This is a genomic window from Roseovarius salinarum (genome assembly GCF_002834145.1).
GTDB classification, from domain to species: domain Bacteria; phylum Pseudomonadota; class Alphaproteobacteria; order Rhodobacterales; family Rhodobacteraceae; genus Roseovarius; species Roseovarius salinarum.
On the sequence record NZ_PHNT01000007.1, the window covers coordinates 118714 to 137853 of the forward strand.

Below are 19140 nucleotides of genomic sequence, written 5' to 3' on the forward strand. Positions count from 1 at the left end.
GCCTACCCCGGCAACGCCGCGCAGTCCTGCGGGCGCAGGTGCAGGTGAACCTGCGCGCCGGCGGCGAACGGGTGTTCGTCGATCATGTTGATTGCCTGAAGCTGGGTTTCACCCGCGCGAACGAAGTAGCGAACCGCCTGTCCCTGGTAATCGACCGTTTCGACCGTCGCGGGCACGGAAACCGTCCCCTCGGGGGCCGGCGTGGCCGACAGCACCAGCTTCTCGGCGCGGATCACCAGCTTGGCCCTGCCCGCCCCGCCCAGGTTCGGCGCCTTCTCGGCCGGGATCGACAGGTCACCGAAGATCGGTGCGTCGAGTGAAAGCTTGCCGCCGGTGCGCCCGCTGCACTCGGCGTCGAGGATGTTCGACGCGCCGAGGAAATTGGCGACGAATTCGCTGGCCGGCGTGTTGTAGACCTCTTCGGGTTCGCCCACCTGCTCGACGCGGCCGTCGCTCATCACGACGATCTGGTCGGACATCGCCAATGCCTCGGACTGGTCGTGGGTGACGAAGATGGTTGTCACGCCGATGCGTTCCTGGATGCGCTTGAGTTCCACGCGCATGTCCTCGCGCAGGTTGGCGTCGAGTGCCGAAAGCGGCTCGTCCAGCAACAGCACGTCGGGTTCGATCACGATCGCGCGGGCCAGGGCGATACGCTGCTGCTGGCCGCCGGACAACGCCTTCGGATAGCGTTCACCGACGTCCGGAAGCTGCACGAGGTCCAGCGCGTCCTGCACCCGCCCCGGAATCTCGGAGGCGGGGACATCGCGGTACTTCAGGCCGAAGGCCACGTTCTCGGCCACGGTCTTGTGCGGGAACAGCGCGTAGTTCTGGAACACCAGACCGAGGTTGCGCTTGTGGATCGGCACGTCGTTCACGCGCCGCCCGCCGATCAGGATCTCGCCCTCGGTGGGGTCGAGCAGACCGGCAATCATGCGCAGGTTCGTCGTCTTGCCACAGCCCGACGGCCCGAGCAGCGTGACGAAGGCGCCCTCGGCGATCTCCAGCGAACTGCGGTGCACGGCGGTGAAATCGCCGAACCGCTTGACGATGTTGTTGAGGGTGACGGCGCTCATCGGCGGTCTCCTGGCACGGGGATGCAGGCGTGGGGCCGCCCCGGCGCAGCCGGCCGGGGCGGTGTCCGGGGCCGGGTCAATAACCCTTCTGGATGCGGCCGAACTTCTTCGACCATTCTCCTTCGTTGCCGTTCCAGTAGGCCGGGTCGGCGAAGGTCAGCCCGTCCAGCTTGCCGGTGGGGTCGAATGCCGGCAGCTTGGGGATCTTGTCGCCGAGGTCGACCTTGTTGGGGTCGAGTGCCGGCGGATAGTTCTGCCCCTCGGCCACGGCGATCGCCGTCTGAGGCTCCAGCATGAAGTTCAGCAGCTCCTCGCAGGCCTCCATCGGGCTGCCCTTGATGACGAACATGCATTCCTGCCAGCCGTAGCCGTTGGGCGGATCCATGTAACCGATGTCGTGGCCCTGCTCCTGCAGCGCGTAGATGCGGCCCGACCAGCCTTCGGTGACATATATCTCTTCCTCGGCCAGAAGGCTCATCAGCTCGGCGCCCGAGCCCCAGTACTTCAGCGCGAGGTCGCGGTGGGTACGGATCGCGTCCCAGATCGCCTCCATGTCGGTGGCGTTGTTCGGGTCCTGCCCGGTCTGCAATGCCGCGTACCAGATGCGCGTGCGCCAGTCGCCCCAGCCGCCGATCTTGCCCTCGAGGTTCTCGTCGATCAGGATCCGGGCGCCCTTTTCCTTCATCTCCTCGTCGGAGACGTGCTTGCGGTTGTAGGCCAGACCGGTCGTGCCGTAGTCGTAGGGCACGCACGACAGCTTGCCGTCCGTCACGTTGCGGAACACGTCGACCAGCTTGGGGATGACGTATTGCAGGTTGGGGATGTTGTCCTCGTTGAGCGTCGTCGTCAGCCCGAGGTTGTGGTAGCGCGCGTAGTCGAAGACACCAGACAGATGGGCAATGTTGTACTCGCCCGGCTGGCTGGCCTTGACGCGGCTGAGGTATTCGTCGCCACCGCCGAAGGTGCCATCGACCACCTCGATGCCGGTTTCCTTCTCGAAGGGCTCGAAGGCGTTCTCGCGCAGCGCCTCGGACACGACACCGCCCCAGCCGTCGAACCGCACTTCGGAGACGTTGGCGGCGTGTGCGAACTTGGCGAAGGGCGTCTGCACCCCGTAGGCGAGGCCCGCAGCGCCCAGCAGCCCGAGGAAGCTGCGCCGCTCGAGGTCGCCGTTCATGTAGCGCTCGCGCAACCGCTCGTAGCGTGTGGTGTTGTCCATTTTCCGGGTCATGTCATTTCTCCTTGTTGGATGGCTTGGATGGTTCGAGCGGTTCTATCCGCCGCTCTTGGTTGCAAGCCGCCGGGCGATCGCGACCCCGAGAAGGGGCAGCCCGACGGTCATGATGATCATTACCGTGCCCAGCGCGTTGATCTCGGGGCTGATCGAGTTGCGCAGCATCGCGAAGATCTGCGTCGGCACCGTCTCGACACCGCCGGGTTTCCAGAACAGCGTGCCGGTGATGTCGTCGAAGCTGATGGTGAAGGCGAACAGAGCCCCCGCCAGAACCGCCGGCAGCATCAGCGGCAGCGTGATCTGGAAGAAGGTCTGCACCGGGCTGGCGCCGAGGCTCATCGCCGCTTCCTCGACATCGCGCTTGATACCCACGAGCCGCGCCTGCACCACGAGGATGACGAAGGGCAGCGTGAAGATGACGTGGCCGAACAGAAGCAGCGTGAAGCTCTTGTTGATGCCCAGGAAATTGAGAAACAGCAGCAGCGCCACGGCCAGCACCACCTCGGGCACCAGGATCGGCGCAATGAGGAAGGTGGAAATCATGTTCGACCCCGGCACGCGGTAGCGCACCAGCGCGAGGCTCGCCAGAACGCCCAACGTGGTCGAGATCGCCGAGGTCAGCAGGCCCAGCACGATCGAGGTGCGAAAGGCGCGCAGGATCGCCTCGTTCTGGGCCAGCTCGATGAACCAGCGGAAGGAAAACCCGGTCATCGGGAAACTGCCGAACTGGCTGGCGTTGAAGCTCAGCAGCACGACCACCGCGACCGGCATGAACATGAACAGGTAGACGAACAGCGTCCACAGCCGCACCAGGTTCCAGCCCATTCGCCCGCCCCCGCGCATCAGCCCAGCCCCTTGGCCAACTGGGACATGCCCAGGTAGTGGTTGTAGATCAGCACCAGACCGCCCAGCACGGCCAGCAGCATGAGGCTCAGCGCGCTGCCCAGCGGCCAGTTGAGCTGCGTGATGATCGCCTCGAACACCAGGTTGGCGAACATCGCGTCGGTGGGCCCGCCCAGGATCAGCGGGGTGATATAGGTGCCTGCGCCCAGCACGAAGCACAGCAGCCCCCCGGCGGCCAGCCCCGGCAGGGACAGCGGCAGCGTGACCTGCACGAAGGCCTGCCAGCGCGTTGCGCCCAGAGAGTTCGCCGCGTCCTCGAGATTGGTATCGATGCCGTCCACGCTGACAAAGACGTTCAGGATCATGAAGGGCAGCAGGAAATGCACCAGCCCGAGGATGACGGTGGTTTCGTTGTAAAGCATCTGGATCGGCTCATCGATCAGCCCGATCCAGATCATGGCGCTGTTGAAGGCCCCCGAGACGCCCAGGATGTTGATCCAGCTCATCGTGCGGATGATGTAGCTGATCCAGAACGGCAGCATCAGAAGCAGCAGCAGGATGGCCTTGTTGCCCCGCGCACGGGCGATGAAATAGGCCGCCGGATACCCCATCAGCGCGCAGACGACGGTGGTGATCGCCGCGATCTTGAGGGTGTTGAGAAGGATGTCGCGATAGAACCGGTCGCTGAGCACCTCGCGCCAGTTGTCCAGGTAGAATCCCACCTGCTCGGCGCCGGTCGCGGTGCGCAGCCAGAACGAATAGATCACGATGAAAATCAGCGGGATGAACAGCAGAAGCGTCACCGCGGTCAGCGCGGGTGAAAGCAGGATCCACGGCTGGCGCGCCTCGCGGGCTTCGACCGACATGCGTTCCCCCTGTTGAGCCGCCCGGTCGTGACGCCGGGCTTGCTTTCACGATGCAAAGGGGTCATGCATATATCAAATAGATATTTGGAATTCTGACAATAGACAGGGCTTATGACCGCAGAGAGCCGCCGTGACACCCCCGAACGCCTCATGCGCGACCTCGACTGGAACCTGTTGCGCACCTTCGTGGTGCTGGCGCAGTCGGACTCCATCACCGGTGCGGCACGGCGCCTGCGGCTGACCCAGCCGTCGGTCTCCACCGCGCTCAAGCGGCTGGAGGACCGCGTCGGCCGGCGGCTGATCGACCGGGCGCCCGGCCATTTCCAGCTGACCGACGCGGGGCACATGCTCTACCGGGAAGCCGTGGATATCCAGGGCGCGATCCTGCGGCTTTCCACCCTGATGCGCGAGACCACGGACGAGGTCACCGGCCACGTCCGGCTGTCCCTGGCCAGCCACGTGATCTGCCCGCTGTTCGACGAGGTGCTGACCGAATTCCACGCCGAGCACCCGCGCGCGACGCTGTCGATCGACGTGCTCTCATCGTCCGAGGCGGTGGATTCGGTGACGGCGCGGGCGGCCTCCTTCGCGATCTGCCTTGTTCACAAGCGCAACCCGAAGCTGGAATACCGGCGGCTTTACCGCGAATTCTTCGGCCTGTTCTGCGGCCCGCCGCACCCCTTGTTCGGACGGCGCCACCTGACCCGCGCGGATCTGGCGGGCCATCCGTCCGTCAGCTTCGATACCGACCGGCTGCAGGACGTGCTCAAACCCGTGACGCTGATGCGCGCGGCCGCCGACCTGGGCGAGATGGTGGTCGGCACTTCCAGCCACCTCGAGGAGGTCCGGCGCATGATCGTCGCCGGCCTCGGCGTGGGACCGCTGCCGCTGCACGTGGCGGCACGCGACGTGCGCGACGGGCTGATGTGGCAATTGCCGCCCTATGACGAAACGCCGCCCATCGACGTGCACGTCGTCTGGAACCCGCGCGCGAACCTCAACCGCGCCGAGCAATCCCTGCGCGACCGGCTGCTGGCCCGCATCGAGTCCACGCCGATGCAGGACCGCACGTATCGCTAGGCAGCCCGTTCACCCCCGGGCGAATCGAACGATCTCGTCAACCAGGCAGTCCATGCTGTCGAGCCAAGGCACATGCGCCGGCAGCGCATCGGTGAGCAGCGAAAGCTCGGTGCAGGCGACCAGCAGGTGATCGGCCCCCAGATCGTGCAGGCACGCGGAAAGCTCTGCCAGTGCCGGGGCGAGCCCGTCGGCCCCACCGGCCTTCACGCCGCGGATGATCTCCAAAACCCGCGCCTCGTCGGGCAGCGTGACCCGGGTGAGGCCCCGCGCGGCAAAGGCCGCATCGAACACGCCCGCCCGCCGCGTCGCGGGCGAGGCCAGCATGCCGACGCGCCGTGCACCGGACCCGGCCAGCGTCCGCGCGGTTGCCCCGACCATGTCCAGGAACGGCAGCGCCGTGGCCTGCGCGATCGCCGGGGCATAGTGATGCGCGGTGTTGCAGGGCATAGCGAGCGCCTTCGCGCCCGCCCTTTCCAGGCTGCGTGCCATCGCGGCCAGCACCGGCGCCGGATCCGGCCCCGTGCCCTCGACCAGAGCGTCGATCCGGCTGGGCACCTGCGGGTTCTGGTGGACGATGAGCGGCACGTGGTCGGCGTCGTCGCGCGCGGGCACCGCCGCCAGCACCCTTTGCATCAGCAGCACCGTTGCCTCCGGCCCCATGCCGCCCAGGATGCCGACCGCCCTCATCCGGGCACGTCGAAGCAATGCGCATAGCCGGCAAGCCCGAAAGCGCCACCGGTGTGCAGGAAAACCACCCTGTCGCCCTTGCCGAACCGCCCCTTGCGGATCAGGTCGATCAGCCCGGCCGCGCCCTTGGCGGAATAGACGGGGTCGAGCAGGATCGCCTCGGTTTTCGCGAAAAGGTCGATTGCCTCCAGCGTGTCCTCGGCCGGTATTCCGTAGCCCGGCCCGACGTAGTCGCAGTTGGCGACAACGTCGGCACGCGCCACCACGCCGGGGCAGCCCAGCCTCTCGGCGGTGGCCTGCGCGAGCGCGAAGACGTTGGCTTCCTGCTTCGCCCTCGGCGCGCGCACGCCGATGCCAAGCAACGGTATCCCGGCGTTCATCGCCTTCAGGCCCGTGACGAGGCCTGCCTGCGTGCCGGCACTGCCGGTTGCATGCACGATGTGATCCACGGCCAGGCCCGCCGCCGCGAACTGCCCCATCATCTCGAGCGCGCAGTTGACATAGCCCAGCGCGCCGGTGGGATTGGACCCCCCGCCGGGAATGGCATACGCACGCCGGCCTTCGGCCCGCTCGCGTTCCGCCGCCGCCTCCAGCTCCGCGTTCATGTCGAGGCCCGGGCCGTGATGCTCCATCGTCGCACCGTGCAGGTGATCGAGCAGCACGTTCCCGTTGCGGCGATAATCGTCGTGCGCGTAGCCCGTGCGATCCTCCAGCAGGATGTGGCACCCCATGCCCATCCGCGCCGCCGCGGCTGCTGTCTGGCGGGCATGGTTGGATTGCGTGGCGCCCTGGGTCAGCACCACCTCGGCGTCCTGCCGCTGCGCCTCGGCCATGAGGAACTCGAGCTTCCGGGTCTTGTTGCCGCCGGTCGAAAGGCCCGTGCAGTCGTCCCGCTTGATCCAGATCTCCGGCCCGCCCAGCGCCTCGGAGAGCCGCGGCAGCGGCTCCAGCGGCGTGGGCAGATGCGCAAGGCGGACGCGGGGGAAAAGGGCCAGGTTCATCGGGTCATCCTTTCGCGTTGGTTGTCAGCCTGTCTGCGCCGTCATCGACCGGTGCAAGGCGAATCTCGGTGCCCAGCAGATGACCCCCATGCCCTCGGCGCGGCCGCGAACCGATGTTGCCCGCGCAAGCGCGGGCCGGGCATAGTCCAGCGCCACCTGCCCGCCACCCGACCGCAGCCGGGCTGGCATGACCGACACCGTGTCGCGAATGTCGGTCGCGGCGTCCGTCGACCGGCCTGTCGCAGCCTTGAAAACGGTCAGGGCCATGGTGTCACCTCCTGCACTGCCCCAGTTGGTCGCAAATGACAGGACGCGACAAGCGGTTTGGACGCCGCCTGCCTGTGTTTTTCGCGGCCTGAAAGCGGATTTCGAAATAACCGAACCCCTCCAGGGGCGGTTCAGAAATGGTCGCGCAGGCCCAGCGCCGCCGACTCGATCAGGTCGAGCACACTGTCGAAATCGCTGGTGAAATAAGGATCGGGAACGTGATCGAAGCCAAGGTGTGACGCGAAATCGGTAAGGCGCCGGACAGGTGTCCGGCTTCCCGTCGGCCGCTGCGTCTCGATATCGGCGATGTTCTGGTCATCCATGCCGAGGATCAGGTCGAACCTGTGGAAGTCACCCGGCTCGAACTGACGCGCGCGCAAGTCGGAGATGTCGTAGCCGCGCGCCCGCGCCGCCGCCTGCATCGGGGGGTGCGGCGGCGCGCCAACATGCCAGTCGGAGGTACCGGCGCTGTCGGTGCCGACGTGCGGCGCGATCTTGCGAAAGATCCCTTCGGCGGTCGGGGAACGGCAGATGTTGCCAAGACAGACGAACAGCACACTGGGGCTTTGCATGAGCAACTCCTTTTGGGCACAACCACATAGGGCAAGGAGGCACGATGGAAAAGATCGTCATACTGACAGGTGCCGGGATTTCGGCGGAGAGCGGTCTGGGCACCTTCCGGGACGAAGACGGGCTCTGGGCGCAGCACGCGATCGAGGACGTGGCCACCCCCGAGGGTTTCGCGCGCGACCCCGCGCGCGTGCACCGCTTCTACAACGCGCGCCGCGCACAGGCCGCGCGGGCCCGGCCCAACGCGGCCCATGCCGCGCTGGCCCGCCTGCAGGCCGAACACCCGGGCGAGGTCGCGATCATCACGCAGAACGTGGACGGGCTGCACGAGGCCGCCGGCGCGCACGACGTGATCCACATGCACGGGCGGTTGTCGGGCGCGTTGTGCGCGACCTGCGGGCACCGTTGGCCCGCACCGGTGGAGATGGCACCCGATGATCCCTGCCCGGCCTGCGGCGCAAGGGCGACGCGCCCCGACGTGGTCTGGTTCGGCGAAATCCCCCACGGGCTCGACGCCATCTGGGATCACCTTGCAGAGGCCGGGATCTTCGCCGCGATCGGCACCTCTGGGCAGGTCTACCCGGCAGCCGCCTTCGCCGAGGAAGCCGCGCAGGCCGGCGCGCAGACGGTGGAACTGAACCTGGAGCCCTCGGCGAACGCGTACCGGTTCACGCAGGCCCGCCACGGCCCGGCCTCGCAGGTGGTGCCGGCATGGGTCGAGGAGATCCTGGCTCGCGACGCGCAATGAAGGAAAGGGCCGGCGCCATTCGCGCCGGCCCTTCCCCATCAGCGTCGGCCTTGACCCGGGGTCAATCCCCCATGTCGTGACCATGTCCTTCCATCGGCTGGCGCTCCAGGTCGACGGGCACCTCGACCGACATCTCCCCGGCAGTCTCGAAGGTCAGGGTGAGCGGCACGGTGTCTCCCTGTTCGAACGGCGCCTTGAGGCCCATGAACATCACGTGCCGGCCGCCGCGCTTCATGGCGATCTTGCCGCCGGCGGGCAGCGGGAAACCTTCCTCGACATGGATCATGCGCATCACGCCCATGTCGTCCTCCTTGTGGGTGTGCAACTCCACCTTCTCGGCCACGGGCGAGGCCGCGCCGACCAGCCGGTCGTCGGTCTCGCCGGTGTTGTGGATCATCATGAAGGCCGCGCCGGACATGGCGGACATGGCCGCGCTGCGCGCGTAGGGGTCTTTCACCTCGATGTTTCCGGCAAGGGCCGGGGCGGCGAGGGACAGGGCGGCAATCCCTGCCAGAAGGGTGCTCTTGATGGACATCGCGTTTTCTCCTTGGCGATGGATATGGCGTGCTATGTGGATCGGTCGGTGTCAGCCCGCGGACGGCGGGCCGCGTGCCCGCGGCGCCACGCGGTCGCGCGAGACCGCGGCGACCTGCCTCGGCAAACCTGCCCGCCTGGCGCGCGATGGCAGCGCGAGGCCGGCGACGGCCTGCGTCACGGGCATCGCGGCCATGGCCGTCAGCGCGCAATCGGGGCAGACAACGGGTGGACCGGTCGGGTTGCCCTCGGCATCCACCGGCACGGTGACCGTGCCGGTACCGGTGCAAATCACCATCTCGCCGGCCGCCGTGGCAGTGCCCCGCGCGATCGCCATGCTCTGCCCCGTCACCACCAGGGCAAGCGCGAGCAGTATGGCCGCCAGAGGGCGCGGGCAGGACAGGCCGTGCGAGGTCATCACCACTTGTCTAATGGTCCAAGGCGGCGACCGCAAAGGGACAAAAGGAAACAGCCCCGCCGAAACCGGCAGGGCTGTGATCTCTGGTCGGAATGGCCGCGGGTCAGGCTTCGGCGGCCTGCGCCTTGGCGATCTCGCGCTTGACCTTCAGCGCGTTGGGCGACAGCTCGCTGTCCTTTGCCTTGGCCAGGAAGGCATCCAGCCCGCCGCGGTGATCGACGGTGCGCAACGCCGACGAACAGATACGCAGCTTCACGCCGCGGCCCAGCGTCTGCGACTGCAGCGTCACGTCGTTGAGGTTCGGCAGATACCGGCGCTTGGTCTTGTTGTTGGCGTGGCTGGAATTGTAGCCAGACAGCGGCCCTTTTCCGGTCAGTTCGCAGCGGCGCGACATGGGTCAATCCTCGTCTTGCGGTCCAGGGGGCGAACCCCCGCCAATACAAACGGGCACCGTCACGGGCGGCGCCCCGAATTCGTCGGCCGTCTTTACGGCCATCGCCACGGGGCGTCAAGGGATTCGCCCGGGCAAAATCGCGCGCGATTCGCCGCCGCGGCGGCGGTCAGTCCGGCAGCCCTGCCAGAAGGTCCTGCGCCGCCACCGCCGGTGTTGTCCGCCCCTCCGCCACGCGCCGCGCGTAATCGTCCAGGGCCGCCCGCGCCGCGGGCGTGTCCAGCCGCGCGAGTAATGCCTGCCGCACCTCCTGGTCGAACCAGTAGCGCGCCTGCTCGGCCCGGCGGGCGGCGAAATGGCTTTCCGCCCGGCGCCAGTCCACCAGCGCGCGGATCTCGTCCCAGGCCTGCGCAAGCCCTGCATCCTGCAACGCGGAAACGGTCATCGCCTTGGGAAACCCGTCCGGGTCCTGCGGCCGCTTGCGCAACAGCCGGAGGGCACCGGCGTAGTCGTTGCAGGTGCGTTGCGCCGCCGGCTTCAGGTCGCCGTCGGCCTTGTTGACGAGGATCAGGTCGGCGATTTCCATGATTCCGCGCTTGACGCCCTGGAGCTCGTCTCCCCCCGCCGGTGCCAGAAGCAGCACGAAGACGTCCGACATCTCGGCGACCACCGTTTCCGACTGCCCCACGCCCACGGTCTCGATCACGATCACGTCGAAACCGGCGGCCTCGCAAACGGCCACCGCCTCGCGCGTGCGCCGCGCCACCCCGCCCAGATGGCTTTGCGACGGCGAGGGGCGGATGAAGGCATCGGGATCGCGGCTGAGCCGCTCCATCCGCGTCTTGTCGCCCAGGATCGAACCGCCGGAACGTGCGCTCGACGGGTCCACCGCCAGCACCGCCACCCGCAGCCCCTGCCCGGTCAGCATGGTGCCGAAGGATTCGATGAAGGTCGACTTGCCCACGCCCGGCGTGCCCGACAGGCCGATGCGAACCGCCTCGCGCCCGGAATCCTTGAGCGCCTCGATCAGCGCCGCGGCCTGCTCGCGGTGATCGGTCCGCGCGCTCTCGATCAGCGTGATCGCCCGGGCCAGCGCCCGGCGGTCGCCCTTCACGATTCCCCGCGCCAGCGTGTCGATGTCCATGCCAGCCCCCTTGCCTGCAATCCGCGCCCCGTTTCTCCAACCCGGGCGCCCGAAAGTCCAGAGCCCGCGCGCCCTTCATCTTGCCCCGAAATACTCCGGGGGAGTCGCCCGCAGGGCGACGGGGGCAGCGCCCCCTTGGCGAACCTGCGCGGCCGGGGCTGGACCTGCGCCCGGCCATGCCCGATAACGCGCCCGATGACGGCCCGCCTGCCCATCGACGACGCCCTGCCGGCGTTTCTGGACGCCCTGCGCGGCCACGGCCGCGCCGTGCTCCAGGCCCCGCCCGGCGCGGGCAAGACGACGCGCGTGCCGCTGGCCATGCTCGAGGCGGGGCTCACGCCCGGGCGCATCCTGATGCTCGAGCCGCGCCGCCTGGCCGCGCGCGCCGCCGCCGAGCGCATGGCGCAGGCGCTGGGCGAACCCGCCGGCCAGACCGTGGGCTACCGCATGCGCGGGGCGACGAAGGTCACGGGCGCCACGCGAATCGAGGTCGTCACCGAAGGCCTGCTCACCCGCATGATCCAGGACGACCCCGAGCTTTCGGGCGTCGGTGCGGTGATCTTCGACGAGTTCCACGAACGCTCGCTCAACGCCGATCTCGGTCTGGCGCTGGCCCTCGAGATCGCGGGCGCCCTGCGCGAGGACCTTATCCTGGTGGCGATGTCGGCCACGCTGGATGCCGAGCCGGTGGCGCGCCTGATGGGCGACGCGCCGGTCGTCACCTCACACGGCCGCAGCTTCACGGTGGAGACCCGCTGGCTCGACCGCCCCGTGCCCCGCGCCCGCCGGCTGCCCGAGGCCACGGCGGACCTGGTCGAACAGGCGGTCGCCGAGACCTCGGGGGGCGTGCTGGTCTTCCTGCCCGGCGCGGGCGAAATCCGGCGGACGCAATCGCTGCTGGAGGGCCGCCTGCCGGGCGATTGCCGGATTCGCCCGCTTTACGGTGCCATGGAGTTCGCCGCACAGCGTGCGGCCATCGGGCCCGAGGCAAATGGGCGCAAGGTTGTGCTGGCCACCGCCATCGCCGAGACCTCGCTGACCATCGAGGACATCCGCGTGGTGGTGGATGCCGGCCGCGCGCGGCGGGCGCGCTTCGACCCCTCGAGCGGCATGTCGCGGCTGGTGACTGACCCCGTCAGCCGGGCCGAGGCCGCCCAGCGCGCGGGGCGCGCGGGGCGGGTGGCCGAAGGGATCTGCTACCGACTGTGGACGAAGGGGGCCGAGGGCGCCCTGCCCGCCTATCCGCCGGCCGAGATCGAGGTGGCCGACCTTGCGGGCCTCGCGCTGGAACTGGCCGTCTGGGGCGCGGCGCCGGATGACCTGGCCTTTCTCACCCCGCCCAATCCCGGCGGCTATGCCGAGGCGCAGGCGCTGTTGCGAATGCTGGGTGCCCTGGACGACGAGAACCGCGTCACCGCCCACGGCCGCGCACTGGCCGGGCTGCCGCTGCACCCGCGGCTGGCGCACATGCTGGCCGTCGCCGGGCCAACCGCCGCGCCGCTGGCCGCGTTGCTGGCCGAGCGTGACCCGCTTGGCCGCGACGCGCCGGTGGGCCTGTCGCTGCGGCTGAAGGCCGTGCGCGCGGGCCAAAGCGACCACCCGCACAGCCGTGCCGCGCTCGACCGGATCGACACCGAGGCCCGCCGGCTGGCCAAACAGGCGCCGCCGGGTGACATGGAAGGCGCAAGCGATGCCGAGATGGCCGCCCTGGCCTACCCGGACCGCGTCGGGTTGCGGCGGTCCGGGGAAGCGCCGCGTTACGTGCTGTCGGGCGGCAAGGGCGCGGCGATGCCCGAGGGCGACCCACTCGCGGGCAGCCGTCTGGTCGTGGCCACCGACCTGGACGGCGACGCGCGCGAGGCCCGCATCCGGCAGGCGATCCCGATCGCCGAAGGCGAGCTGCGCCGCCTGTTTTCCGATCGCATCGCGTGGCACGACGTCTGCGCGTGGTCACGCCGCGACCGGTGCGTCACCGCGCGCCGGCAGGAGCGGTTCGGCGCGGTGGTTCTGGACGACCGGATCTGGCGCGACGTGCCCGGTGCGACGGTGGCGCACGCCATGCTCGACGGCGTGCGCGACCTCGGCCTGCCGTGGAGCGAGGGCGCCCGCCGCTTCGTTGCCCGCGCCGAGCTGGCCCGTCAGGCCGGCCACGCCCTGCCCGATTTCTCGGAGCGTGCTCTGATGGACACGCTCGAGGACTGGCTGCTGCCGTATCTTTCGGATGTCCGCGACGCGCAGCAGCTCAAGGCGCTCGATCTCCTGCCGGCATTGCGCGCGCGGCTCGACTGGGAACAGACGCAGGTGATGGACCGCGAGGCACCCGCGCATTTCGTCACGCCGCTGGGCCGGAAGATCCCGATCGACTATTCCGGCGATCATCCGGAAATCGCGCTGCGCCTGCAGGAGATGTTCGGCCAGACGACCCATCCCCGGGTCGCCGGGCGCCCGTTGCGCGTGACGCTTCTGTCACCTGCCGGCAAGCCCGTGCAGACCACGATGGACATTCCCGGGTTCTGGGCCACCTCCTATGCGGACGTGCGCCGCGACATGCGCGGCCGCTACCCCAGGCATCCCTGGCCCGAGGACCCGACGCAGGCCGACCCCACGCTGAAGGCCAAGCGGCGGTCATAGGCTGCCCGCGTCCACTTGCCACGTCACGACCACCACGGCCCGTGGTGGCGGCCCTCCTGCCCCAGCCGGGCGAAACCGTGGCGACCGAAATAGTCCCGCTGTGCCTGGATCAGGTCGGCGGTGCCGCGCCCCTGCCGCATGGTGTCGGCCCACGCCAGCGCGGCCGACAGAGCCGGCACCGCGTGCCCGCCCGCCACCGCCGCCACCACCACCTGCCGCAGGTCCGGCAGGCGCTCGGCCAGCCGTGCGGCGAAATGCTCCGACAGGATCAACTCGTCCTCGGGCGGGACCGCGTCGAAGGCGGCGGCCATGTCGTCGAGCATGGCCGACCGGATGATGCAGCCCGCCCGCCAGATCCGCGCGATGGTGGCGAATTCGAGCGGCCAATCGAATTCCCGCGCCGCCGCCGCGAGGATGCGGAAGCCCTGCGCGTGGCCGAGGACGCGCGCGGCCTCCAGCGCGCCGGCAAGCGCTTCGGTCGAAAGGTCAAGCGCCAGTCGCCGCCCGCCCAGCACCGTCTCGGCGCGCTGGCGCGTGGCCTTTTCCGCCGACCAGCTGCGCGCGCCGACCGCGGCTTCGACCATGCTGGCGGACTGGCCCATGCGGAGCGCCTCGATGGCGGTCCAGCGGCCGGTGCCCTTCTGCCCGGCCGCATCGAGGATCACGTCGACAACCGGATGGCCGGACTCCGGGTCGGTGGCTTGCAGGACCTCGGCCGTCACCCCCGTCAGGTAGGATTGCAGCGGCCCGGCGTCCCATACCGCGAAGACTTCGCCGATCCGCCCCGGCGGCATGGCCATGCCGTGGCACATCAGGCCGTAAAGCTCGGCCATCACCTGCATCTCGGCGTATTCGATGCCGTTGTGCACCGTCTTCACGAAATGCCCCGCGCCGTCGGGGCCAAGGTGGGCCACGCAGGGCTGGCCGTCATACTCGGCGGCCACGGATGTCAGGATCGGGCGCAGATGCTGCCAGCTGCGATCGCTGCCGCCCAGCATCATCGAGGGGCCGTGCCGCGCGCCGGCTTCACCGCCCGAGATGCCGAGACCCACGAAATGCAGGTCGCGTTCGGCCAGAGCAGCGGCGCGCCTGCGGGTGTCGTGGAAATCCGCGTTGCCACCGTCGATAATCGTGTCGCCCGCGTCCAGAAGCGGCGCGAGCGCCGCGATCATCTCGTCGAGTGCCGCGCCCGAAGGGATCATGAACATCACCACGCGCGGGCATGCCAGCCCGGCCACGAAGGCGCCCAGCGTGTCGTGCGGATGCAGCCGCGCGGCAAGGTCACCGGCGCGCGCCATGAAGGGGCCGAGCCAGTCCGTCTCGCGGTTGGCGACGGCGACCTCTATCCCGGCCTCGGCCATGTTCAACGCCAGCGCGCTGCCCATGGTGCCCAGCCCGTAGATGCCGATCGCCGCCTCGCTCATGCCCGCCTCCACGCTTGCCTGCCGTCTCAGGCTAGGCGATCGGGGCGCGGCTGACCAGCGCCGGCGGCCTTACACCCCGAGGCACCAGCGCATGATCGCCTTCTGCGCGTGCAGCCGGTTCTCGGCCTCGTCGAAGACGACCGAGGCGGGGCCGTCCATGACGGCGTTGGTCACCTCCTCCTCGCGGTGGGCGGGCAGGCAATGCATGAACAGCGCGTCCGGTTTCGCCCGTGCCATCAGCGCGTCGTTCACCTGGTAGGGCCGAAGCATGTTGTGGCGCCGTTCCTTGGCCGACTGGCTGTCGTGCATCGAAACCCATGTATCGGTGACGATCAGGTCGGCGCCCTCGGCGGCCACGGCCGGGTCGCGCTCGATCGCCACGCGGCTGCCCTTTTGGCGGGCGAGCCCGACGAACTCGCCCTCTGGATCGAGCGGCGCGGGACCGGTGAAGGTGAAATCGAACCCGAACTGGCCGGCGGCGTGGAGCCAGGACGCGCAGACGTTGTTGCCGTCGCCCGACCAGACGACCTTGCGCCCCGCGATCGGGCCGCGGTGTTCCTCGTAGGTCATCACGTCGGCCATGATCTGGCAGGGGTGGGTGCGGTCCGTCAGCCCGTTGATGACCGGCACGTCGGCGTGCTCGGCCATCTCGGTGAGTACCGATTCGTCGAAGGTGCGGATCATGACCAGGTCGACGTAGCGCGAGAGCACCCGCGCGGTGTCCGAGATCGTCTCGCCGTGGCCCAGCTGCATGTCCGCGCCCGACAGCACCATCGTCTGTCCGCCCATCTGGCGCACGCCCACATCGAAGCTCACCCGCGTGCGGGTGGAAGGTTTTTCGAAGATCAGCGCGACCATGCGGCCCGCAAGGGGCTGTTCATCATCGGTCGCGCCGTGCGGGCGCCCGTCACGCGCGCCCTTCATGGTGCGCGCGTCGTCGATCATGCGCCGCAGCGCGGCCGGATCCGTCTTGTGGATGTCGAGGAAATGGGTCATGGCGGCAATCCCTTTGGCCGGTGGGTGCGGACGGGGGCGCTGCCCCCGTCGCCCTTCGGGCGACTCCCCCGGAGTATTTGGGGCAAGATGAAACCTCAGGCCGGTTCCTTTCGCGGGGTTTCGCGCGCGGCGGTCCCGAGCCGCGCGGCGGCCTCTGCGATCTCGTCGTCGGTGATCGTCAGGGGCGGCAGCAGGCGCACGACGTTGTCGGCCGCCGGCACGGTGATGAGCCGGGCAGCGTGGCCGGCCCTGACCAGTTCGGCGTTGGTCACCATCTCGGTGCATTTCAGGCCAAGCATGAGGCCGCTGCCGCGGACGCCCTCGAAGACATCCCCGTGTTCGGCGACCAGCCCCTCTAGCCGCTGGCGCAGGACGCCGGCCTTGCGGCGCACGTCCTCGAGGAAGGCCGGGTCGGCCACGATCTCCATGACCTTGAGCCCCACCGCGCAGCCCAGCGGGTTGCCGCCGTAGGTGGAGCCATGCGTGCCCGCGCCCATCGCAGCGGCCGCGCGCTCGCGTGCAAGGACGGCACCCAGCGGGAAGCCCCCGCCGATGCCCTTGGCGACCATCATGATGTCGGGTGCCACACCGGCCCATTCGTGGGCGAACAGCTTGCCGGTCCGGCCCATGCCGCACTGCACCTCGTCGAGGATCAGCAGGATACCCCTTTCGTCGCACAGCTCCCGCAGGCCCCGAAGGCACTGGTCGGGCAGCGGGCGGATACCGCCCTCGCCCTGCACCGGCTCGATCAGGATCGCGGCCGTGGTGTCGTCGATGGCGGCGTGCAGCGCGTCGTGATCGCCCCAGGGCAGATGGCGGAACCCCGGCATCAGCGGGCCGAACCCCTTGGTCATCTTCTCTGCGCCCGCGGCGGCGATCGCGGCGTTGGACCGGCCGTGGAAGGCGCCCTCGAAACCGATGATCGTCGTGCGCTCGGGCTGGCCGGCATCGAAGAAGTGGCGCCGGGCCATCTTGACCACGAGTTCCAGCGACTCGGTCCCGGAATTGGTGAAGAACACCGTATCGGCGAAAGTGGACTCGACCAGCCGGTCGGCAAGCGCCTGCTGCTGGGGGATCTCGAAAAGGTTCGAGACATGCCACAGCTTGCCGGCCTGTTCGGTCAGCGCGGTGACCAGCGCGGGGTGTGCATGCCCCAGCGCGTTGACGGCAATACCCGCGCCCATGTCGAGGAAGCGGCGGCCGTCGTCGGTGACAAGCCAGCTGCCTTCGCCGTGCGCGAATTGCAGCGGGGCGCGGTTGTAGGTGGGCAGGACGGAAGCGATCATCGCGGATATCCTTTTCGGCACAAGGCTCTTGGGTGCCCCAGGGGCGGTGCGGTGTCAATGTCGGGGACAGACGAAACCCTGCCCCGCGCGCAGGGTTCAGGCGCGGCGCGGGCGTCGGCGGCTTCTTGTTGCTGCGTGTGTCACGCGCGGCCTTTCGTGTCACGGCCCGGGGATCCGGGGCGGGTCGCGCCGTGGCATAGACCGTTCGGCGAAGCTTGTCCATCGCGCCGCGGCGAGGCCGAGGCCGCGCGTGGCCCGGCGGTCACTTGACGCCGGAGACACAGCAGTTGTTGCTGACCGCGCTCGGCACGCCGTTCTTGAGCCAGCAGCGGGCATTTGCCCCCTGCACGCCCGGCTTGACGTAGGTGTAGGCGCGGCAGCGGCGGTCCTGCTCGCAGGCCATGGCGCAAAGGCCGGGCTGGTCGCGGTTCATCCAGAAGTTGCGGAAATCGGCGCCGGGCCGGTTCGTGCCGCCCTCCCAGGTGACGCTGCGCGCGCCGGGGCGTTCGCGGGTGGCGCGGCGGGCGAGGATGCTGGTCGAGCTCCGGTCCGAGCGGTTGTCGTCATAGGTCGAATGGACGACGAGGCGCATCATCTCGCTGCCCACGGCGTGGATCTCCACCCGGCGCTTTGCGAACCCCTGGTCGTAGTGCGCGATGTAGGGACCACCGCGCTGCGGTCGTGTGGTGGACGTGGCGCCCCAATCGCAGTCTTCCGGCGAACAGGAACCCCACAGCCGAACGCGGTAATATGACGGCGGCGTATGGACGGTTGTGCAGGTGCCGTCGTCGTTGCAGCCGCCACGGCTGCTGGTGTTTTTCGTGCGAAGCGTAACCTTGGTGATCGAGCGCGTATCGGATTTCACGTTCACGTAGGTGCCGAGTTTCATCGGCGGCGGCGGCGCGGTCCCTGCCGAGGCCGATGCCGCGAGGGCGACAACACCGCCCAGTGCGAGAAACATCGTCTTGCGGAACATTGGCGGACCTTTCCTTTCTCTCGTACACGAAGATGGCCCGCCAAGCGTGTCACGGCACCCCGGGGCGCCTCAATAACGCGACGATGTCATCGGATAGCAGCCTATACCTTGAGCCGCGTGCCGCGGCGGAACATGATCCAGGACAGCGCCCCGATGGCCGCGGTTGCCAGCACCGCGATGACAAGGCCCTTCCACGGGGACGAATCCGACACCCCGATCATCCCGAAGCGCACACCGTCGATGAGATAGAAGATCGGGTTGTAATGCGTGATCTCGCGCAGCACCGGCGGCAGCGCCTGCACCGAGTAGAAGGTGCCCGACAGGAAGGCCAGCGGCGTGACCACGAAGTTGGTGATCGCCGCCATCTGGTCGAACTTGTTGGAAAAGATGCCCGCGACCATGCCCAGCCCCGACAGGAACGCGGCACCCAGCAGCATGAAGATCAGCATCCAGAGCGGGTGATGCGGCGTGATCCCCAGGACCAGCCACTGGCCAAGCGCCACCGCGCAGGCGACGAGAAGCCCGCGGCCGATACCGCCCGCCATGTAGCCCAGCACCAGCTCCATCGGGCTGAGCGGCGGCATGAGGGTGTCGACGATGTTGCCCTGCACCTTCGAGATCACGATCGAGGACGAGGTGTTGGCAAAGGCGTTCTGGATCACCGTCATCATCAGGATGCCCGGCGCGATGAATGTCGTGAAATCCACGCCCATGACATCGCCGCGCCGCGGGCCGATCGCGATGGTGAAGATGACCATGAACAGACCCGCCGTGACGAGCGGCGCAAGCACGGTCTGCGTCCAGACCGCGAGGAACCGCTTCACCTCGCGCTCGGCCAGGGTGTAGAGGCCAAGCCAGTTGACACGGCCGAAGCGCCGCGTGCCCATGTCGTGCATCTGCTCCTGCATTTGCGCCATGCCTGCCCCCTGCGTGCCGATTGCCATGTCTTGTAACTCAGCCATGAGTGA

At 68.8% G+C, this 19140-nt stretch carries 20 protein-coding genes; 3 read left to right on the forward strand and 17 right to left on the reverse strand.

Features of this window, described 5'->3' with window-relative positions:
* Nucleotides 1–2: 2 nt before the first annotated feature.
* From CEF10_RS08690 to CEF10_RS08705, 4 genes are all read right to left on the reverse strand, one after another.
* Nucleotides 3–1076: an ABC transporter ATP-binding protein gene (locus tag CEF10_RS08690; protein ID WP_101067748.1), complete on the reverse strand. Its 1074-nt coding sequence runs from the start codon at nucleotides 1074–1076 to the stop codon at nucleotides 3–5.
* Between the two features lie 76 nt (nucleotides 1077–1152).
* Nucleotides 1153–2295: an extracellular solute-binding protein gene (locus CEF10_RS08695; RefSeq protein WP_101067749.1), complete on the reverse strand. Its 1143-nt coding sequence runs from the start codon at nucleotides 2293–2295 to the stop codon at nucleotides 1153–1155.
* 54 nt (nucleotides 2296–2349) lie between these two features.
* Nucleotides 2350–3135: an ABC transporter permease gene (locus tag CEF10_RS08700; protein WP_101067750.1), complete on the reverse strand. Its 786-nt coding sequence runs from the start codon at nucleotides 3133–3135 to the stop codon at nucleotides 2350–2352.
* Nucleotides 3136–3152: 17 nt separating this feature from the next.
* Nucleotides 3153–4019: an ABC transporter permease gene (locus tag CEF10_RS08705; protein WP_101067751.1), complete on the reverse strand. Its 867-nt coding sequence runs from the start codon at nucleotides 4017–4019 to the stop codon at nucleotides 3153–3155.
* Between the two features lie 111 nt (nucleotides 4020–4130).
* On the opposite strand from CEF10_RS08705, the gene CEF10_RS08710 reads away from it, so the two are divergent.
* Nucleotides 4131–5099, forward strand: coding sequence for a LysR family transcriptional regulator (locus tag CEF10_RS08710; protein ID WP_101067752.1), 969 nt, complete (start codon nucleotides 4131–4133; stop codon nucleotides 5097–5099).
* A 9-nt stretch (nucleotides 5100–5108) separates the two neighbouring features.
* Here CEF10_RS08710 and cuyB read toward each other — a convergent pair whose 3' ends face one another.
* The 4 genes from cuyB to CEF10_RS08730 form a co-directional block, all read right to left on the reverse strand.
* Entirely contained in the window at nucleotides 5109–5786 is a 678-nt protein-coding gene (cuyB, locus tag CEF10_RS08715) for a cysteate racemase (RefSeq protein ID WP_101067753.1), read from the reverse strand.
* Nucleotides 5783–6787: a D-cysteate sulfo-lyase gene (gene cuyA, locus CEF10_RS08720; RefSeq protein ID WP_101067754.1), complete on the reverse strand. Its 1005-nt coding sequence runs from the start codon at nucleotides 6785–6787 to the stop codon at nucleotides 5783–5785. Before cuyA ends, cuyB begins: the two co-directional genes overlap by 4 nt.
* A 24-nt stretch (nucleotides 6788–6811) precedes the next feature.
* Nucleotides 6812–7054 carry a hypothetical protein gene (locus tag CEF10_RS08725; RefSeq protein ID WP_101067755.1) on the reverse strand — a complete coding sequence of 81 codons (243 nt, stop codon included), beginning with the start codon at nucleotides 7052–7054 and terminating at the stop codon, nucleotides 6812–6814.
* A 131-nt stretch (nucleotides 7055–7185) separates the two neighbouring features.
* Entirely contained in the window at nucleotides 7186–7626 is a 441-nt protein-coding gene (locus CEF10_RS08730; protein WP_101067756.1) for a low molecular weight protein-tyrosine-phosphatase, read from the reverse strand.
* 44 nt (nucleotides 7627–7670) lie between these two features.
* Here CEF10_RS08730 and CEF10_RS08735 point away from each other — a divergent pair, with 44 nt between their 5' ends.
* Nucleotides 7671–8372 carry an NAD-dependent deacylase gene (locus CEF10_RS08735; RefSeq protein ID WP_101067757.1) on the forward strand — a complete coding sequence of 234 codons (702 nt, stop codon included), beginning with the start codon at nucleotides 7671–7673 and terminating at the stop codon, nucleotides 8370–8372.
* 61 nt (nucleotides 8373–8433) lie between these two features.
* Here CEF10_RS08735 and CEF10_RS08740 read toward each other — a convergent pair whose 3' ends face one another.
* The 4 genes from CEF10_RS08740 to meaB form a co-directional block, all read right to left on the reverse strand.
* On the reverse strand, nucleotides 8434–8907 hold the full coding sequence (locus CEF10_RS08740; RefSeq protein ID WP_101067758.1) for a copper chaperone PCu(A)C: 474 nt from the start codon (nucleotides 8905–8907) through the stop codon (nucleotides 8434–8436).
* A 51-nt stretch (nucleotides 8908–8958) separates the two neighbouring features.
* Nucleotides 8959–9324, reverse strand: a complete 366-nt coding sequence (locus CEF10_RS08745) for a DUF2946 family protein (protein ID WP_101067759.1) — start codon at nucleotides 9322–9324, stop codon at nucleotides 8959–8961.
* Nucleotides 9325–9427: 103 nt separating this feature from the next.
* Complete coding sequence (gene rpmB, locus CEF10_RS08750; protein WP_101067760.1) at nucleotides 9428–9718, reverse strand: 50S ribosomal protein L28; 291 nt, start codon at nucleotides 9716–9718, stop codon at nucleotides 9428–9430.
* Between the two features lie 166 nt (nucleotides 9719–9884).
* The gene (meaB, locus tag CEF10_RS08755) at nucleotides 9885–10859 is read right to left on the reverse strand and encodes a methylmalonyl Co-A mutase-associated GTPase MeaB (RefSeq protein WP_101067761.1); all 975 of its coding nucleotides are present in this window, start codon (nucleotides 10857–10859) and stop codon (nucleotides 9885–9887) included.
* A gap of 195 nt (nucleotides 10860–11054) precedes the next feature.
* Between meaB and hrpB the strand changes: the two genes are divergently transcribed.
* Complete coding sequence (gene hrpB, locus CEF10_RS08760) at nucleotides 11055–13490, forward strand: ATP-dependent helicase HrpB (RefSeq protein WP_101067762.1); 2436 nt, start codon at nucleotides 11055–11057, stop codon at nucleotides 13488–13490.
* 23 nt (nucleotides 13491–13513) lie between these two features.
* On the opposite strand, the gene gndA is transcribed toward hrpB, so the two are convergent.
* The 5 genes from gndA to CEF10_RS08785 form a co-directional block, all read right to left on the reverse strand.
* Complete coding sequence (gene gndA / locus CEF10_RS08765; RefSeq protein ID WP_101067763.1) at nucleotides 13514–14914, reverse strand: NADP-dependent phosphogluconate dehydrogenase; 1401 nt, start codon at nucleotides 14912–14914, stop codon at nucleotides 13514–13516.
* A 69-nt stretch (nucleotides 14915–14983) separates the two neighbouring features.
* The gene (argF, locus tag CEF10_RS08770) at nucleotides 14984–15910 is read right to left on the reverse strand and encodes an ornithine carbamoyltransferase (protein WP_101067764.1); all 927 of its coding nucleotides are present in this window, start codon (nucleotides 15908–15910) and stop codon (nucleotides 14984–14986) included.
* A gap of 95 nt (nucleotides 15911–16005) precedes the next feature.
* Nucleotides 16006–17196, reverse strand: coding sequence for an aspartate aminotransferase family protein (locus CEF10_RS08775; protein WP_101067765.1), 1191 nt, complete (start codon nucleotides 17194–17196; stop codon nucleotides 16006–16008).
* 262 nt (nucleotides 17197–17458) lie between these two features.
* Entirely contained in the window at nucleotides 17459–18172 is a 714-nt protein-coding gene (locus CEF10_RS08780) for a PAN domain-containing protein (RefSeq protein WP_101067766.1), read from the reverse strand.
* 101 nt (nucleotides 18173–18273) lie between these two features.
* Complete coding sequence (locus CEF10_RS08785; protein ID WP_101067798.1) at nucleotides 18274–19059, reverse strand: ABC transporter permease; 786 nt, start codon at nucleotides 19057–19059, stop codon at nucleotides 18274–18276.
* Nucleotides 19060–19140: the final 81 nt, after the last annotated feature.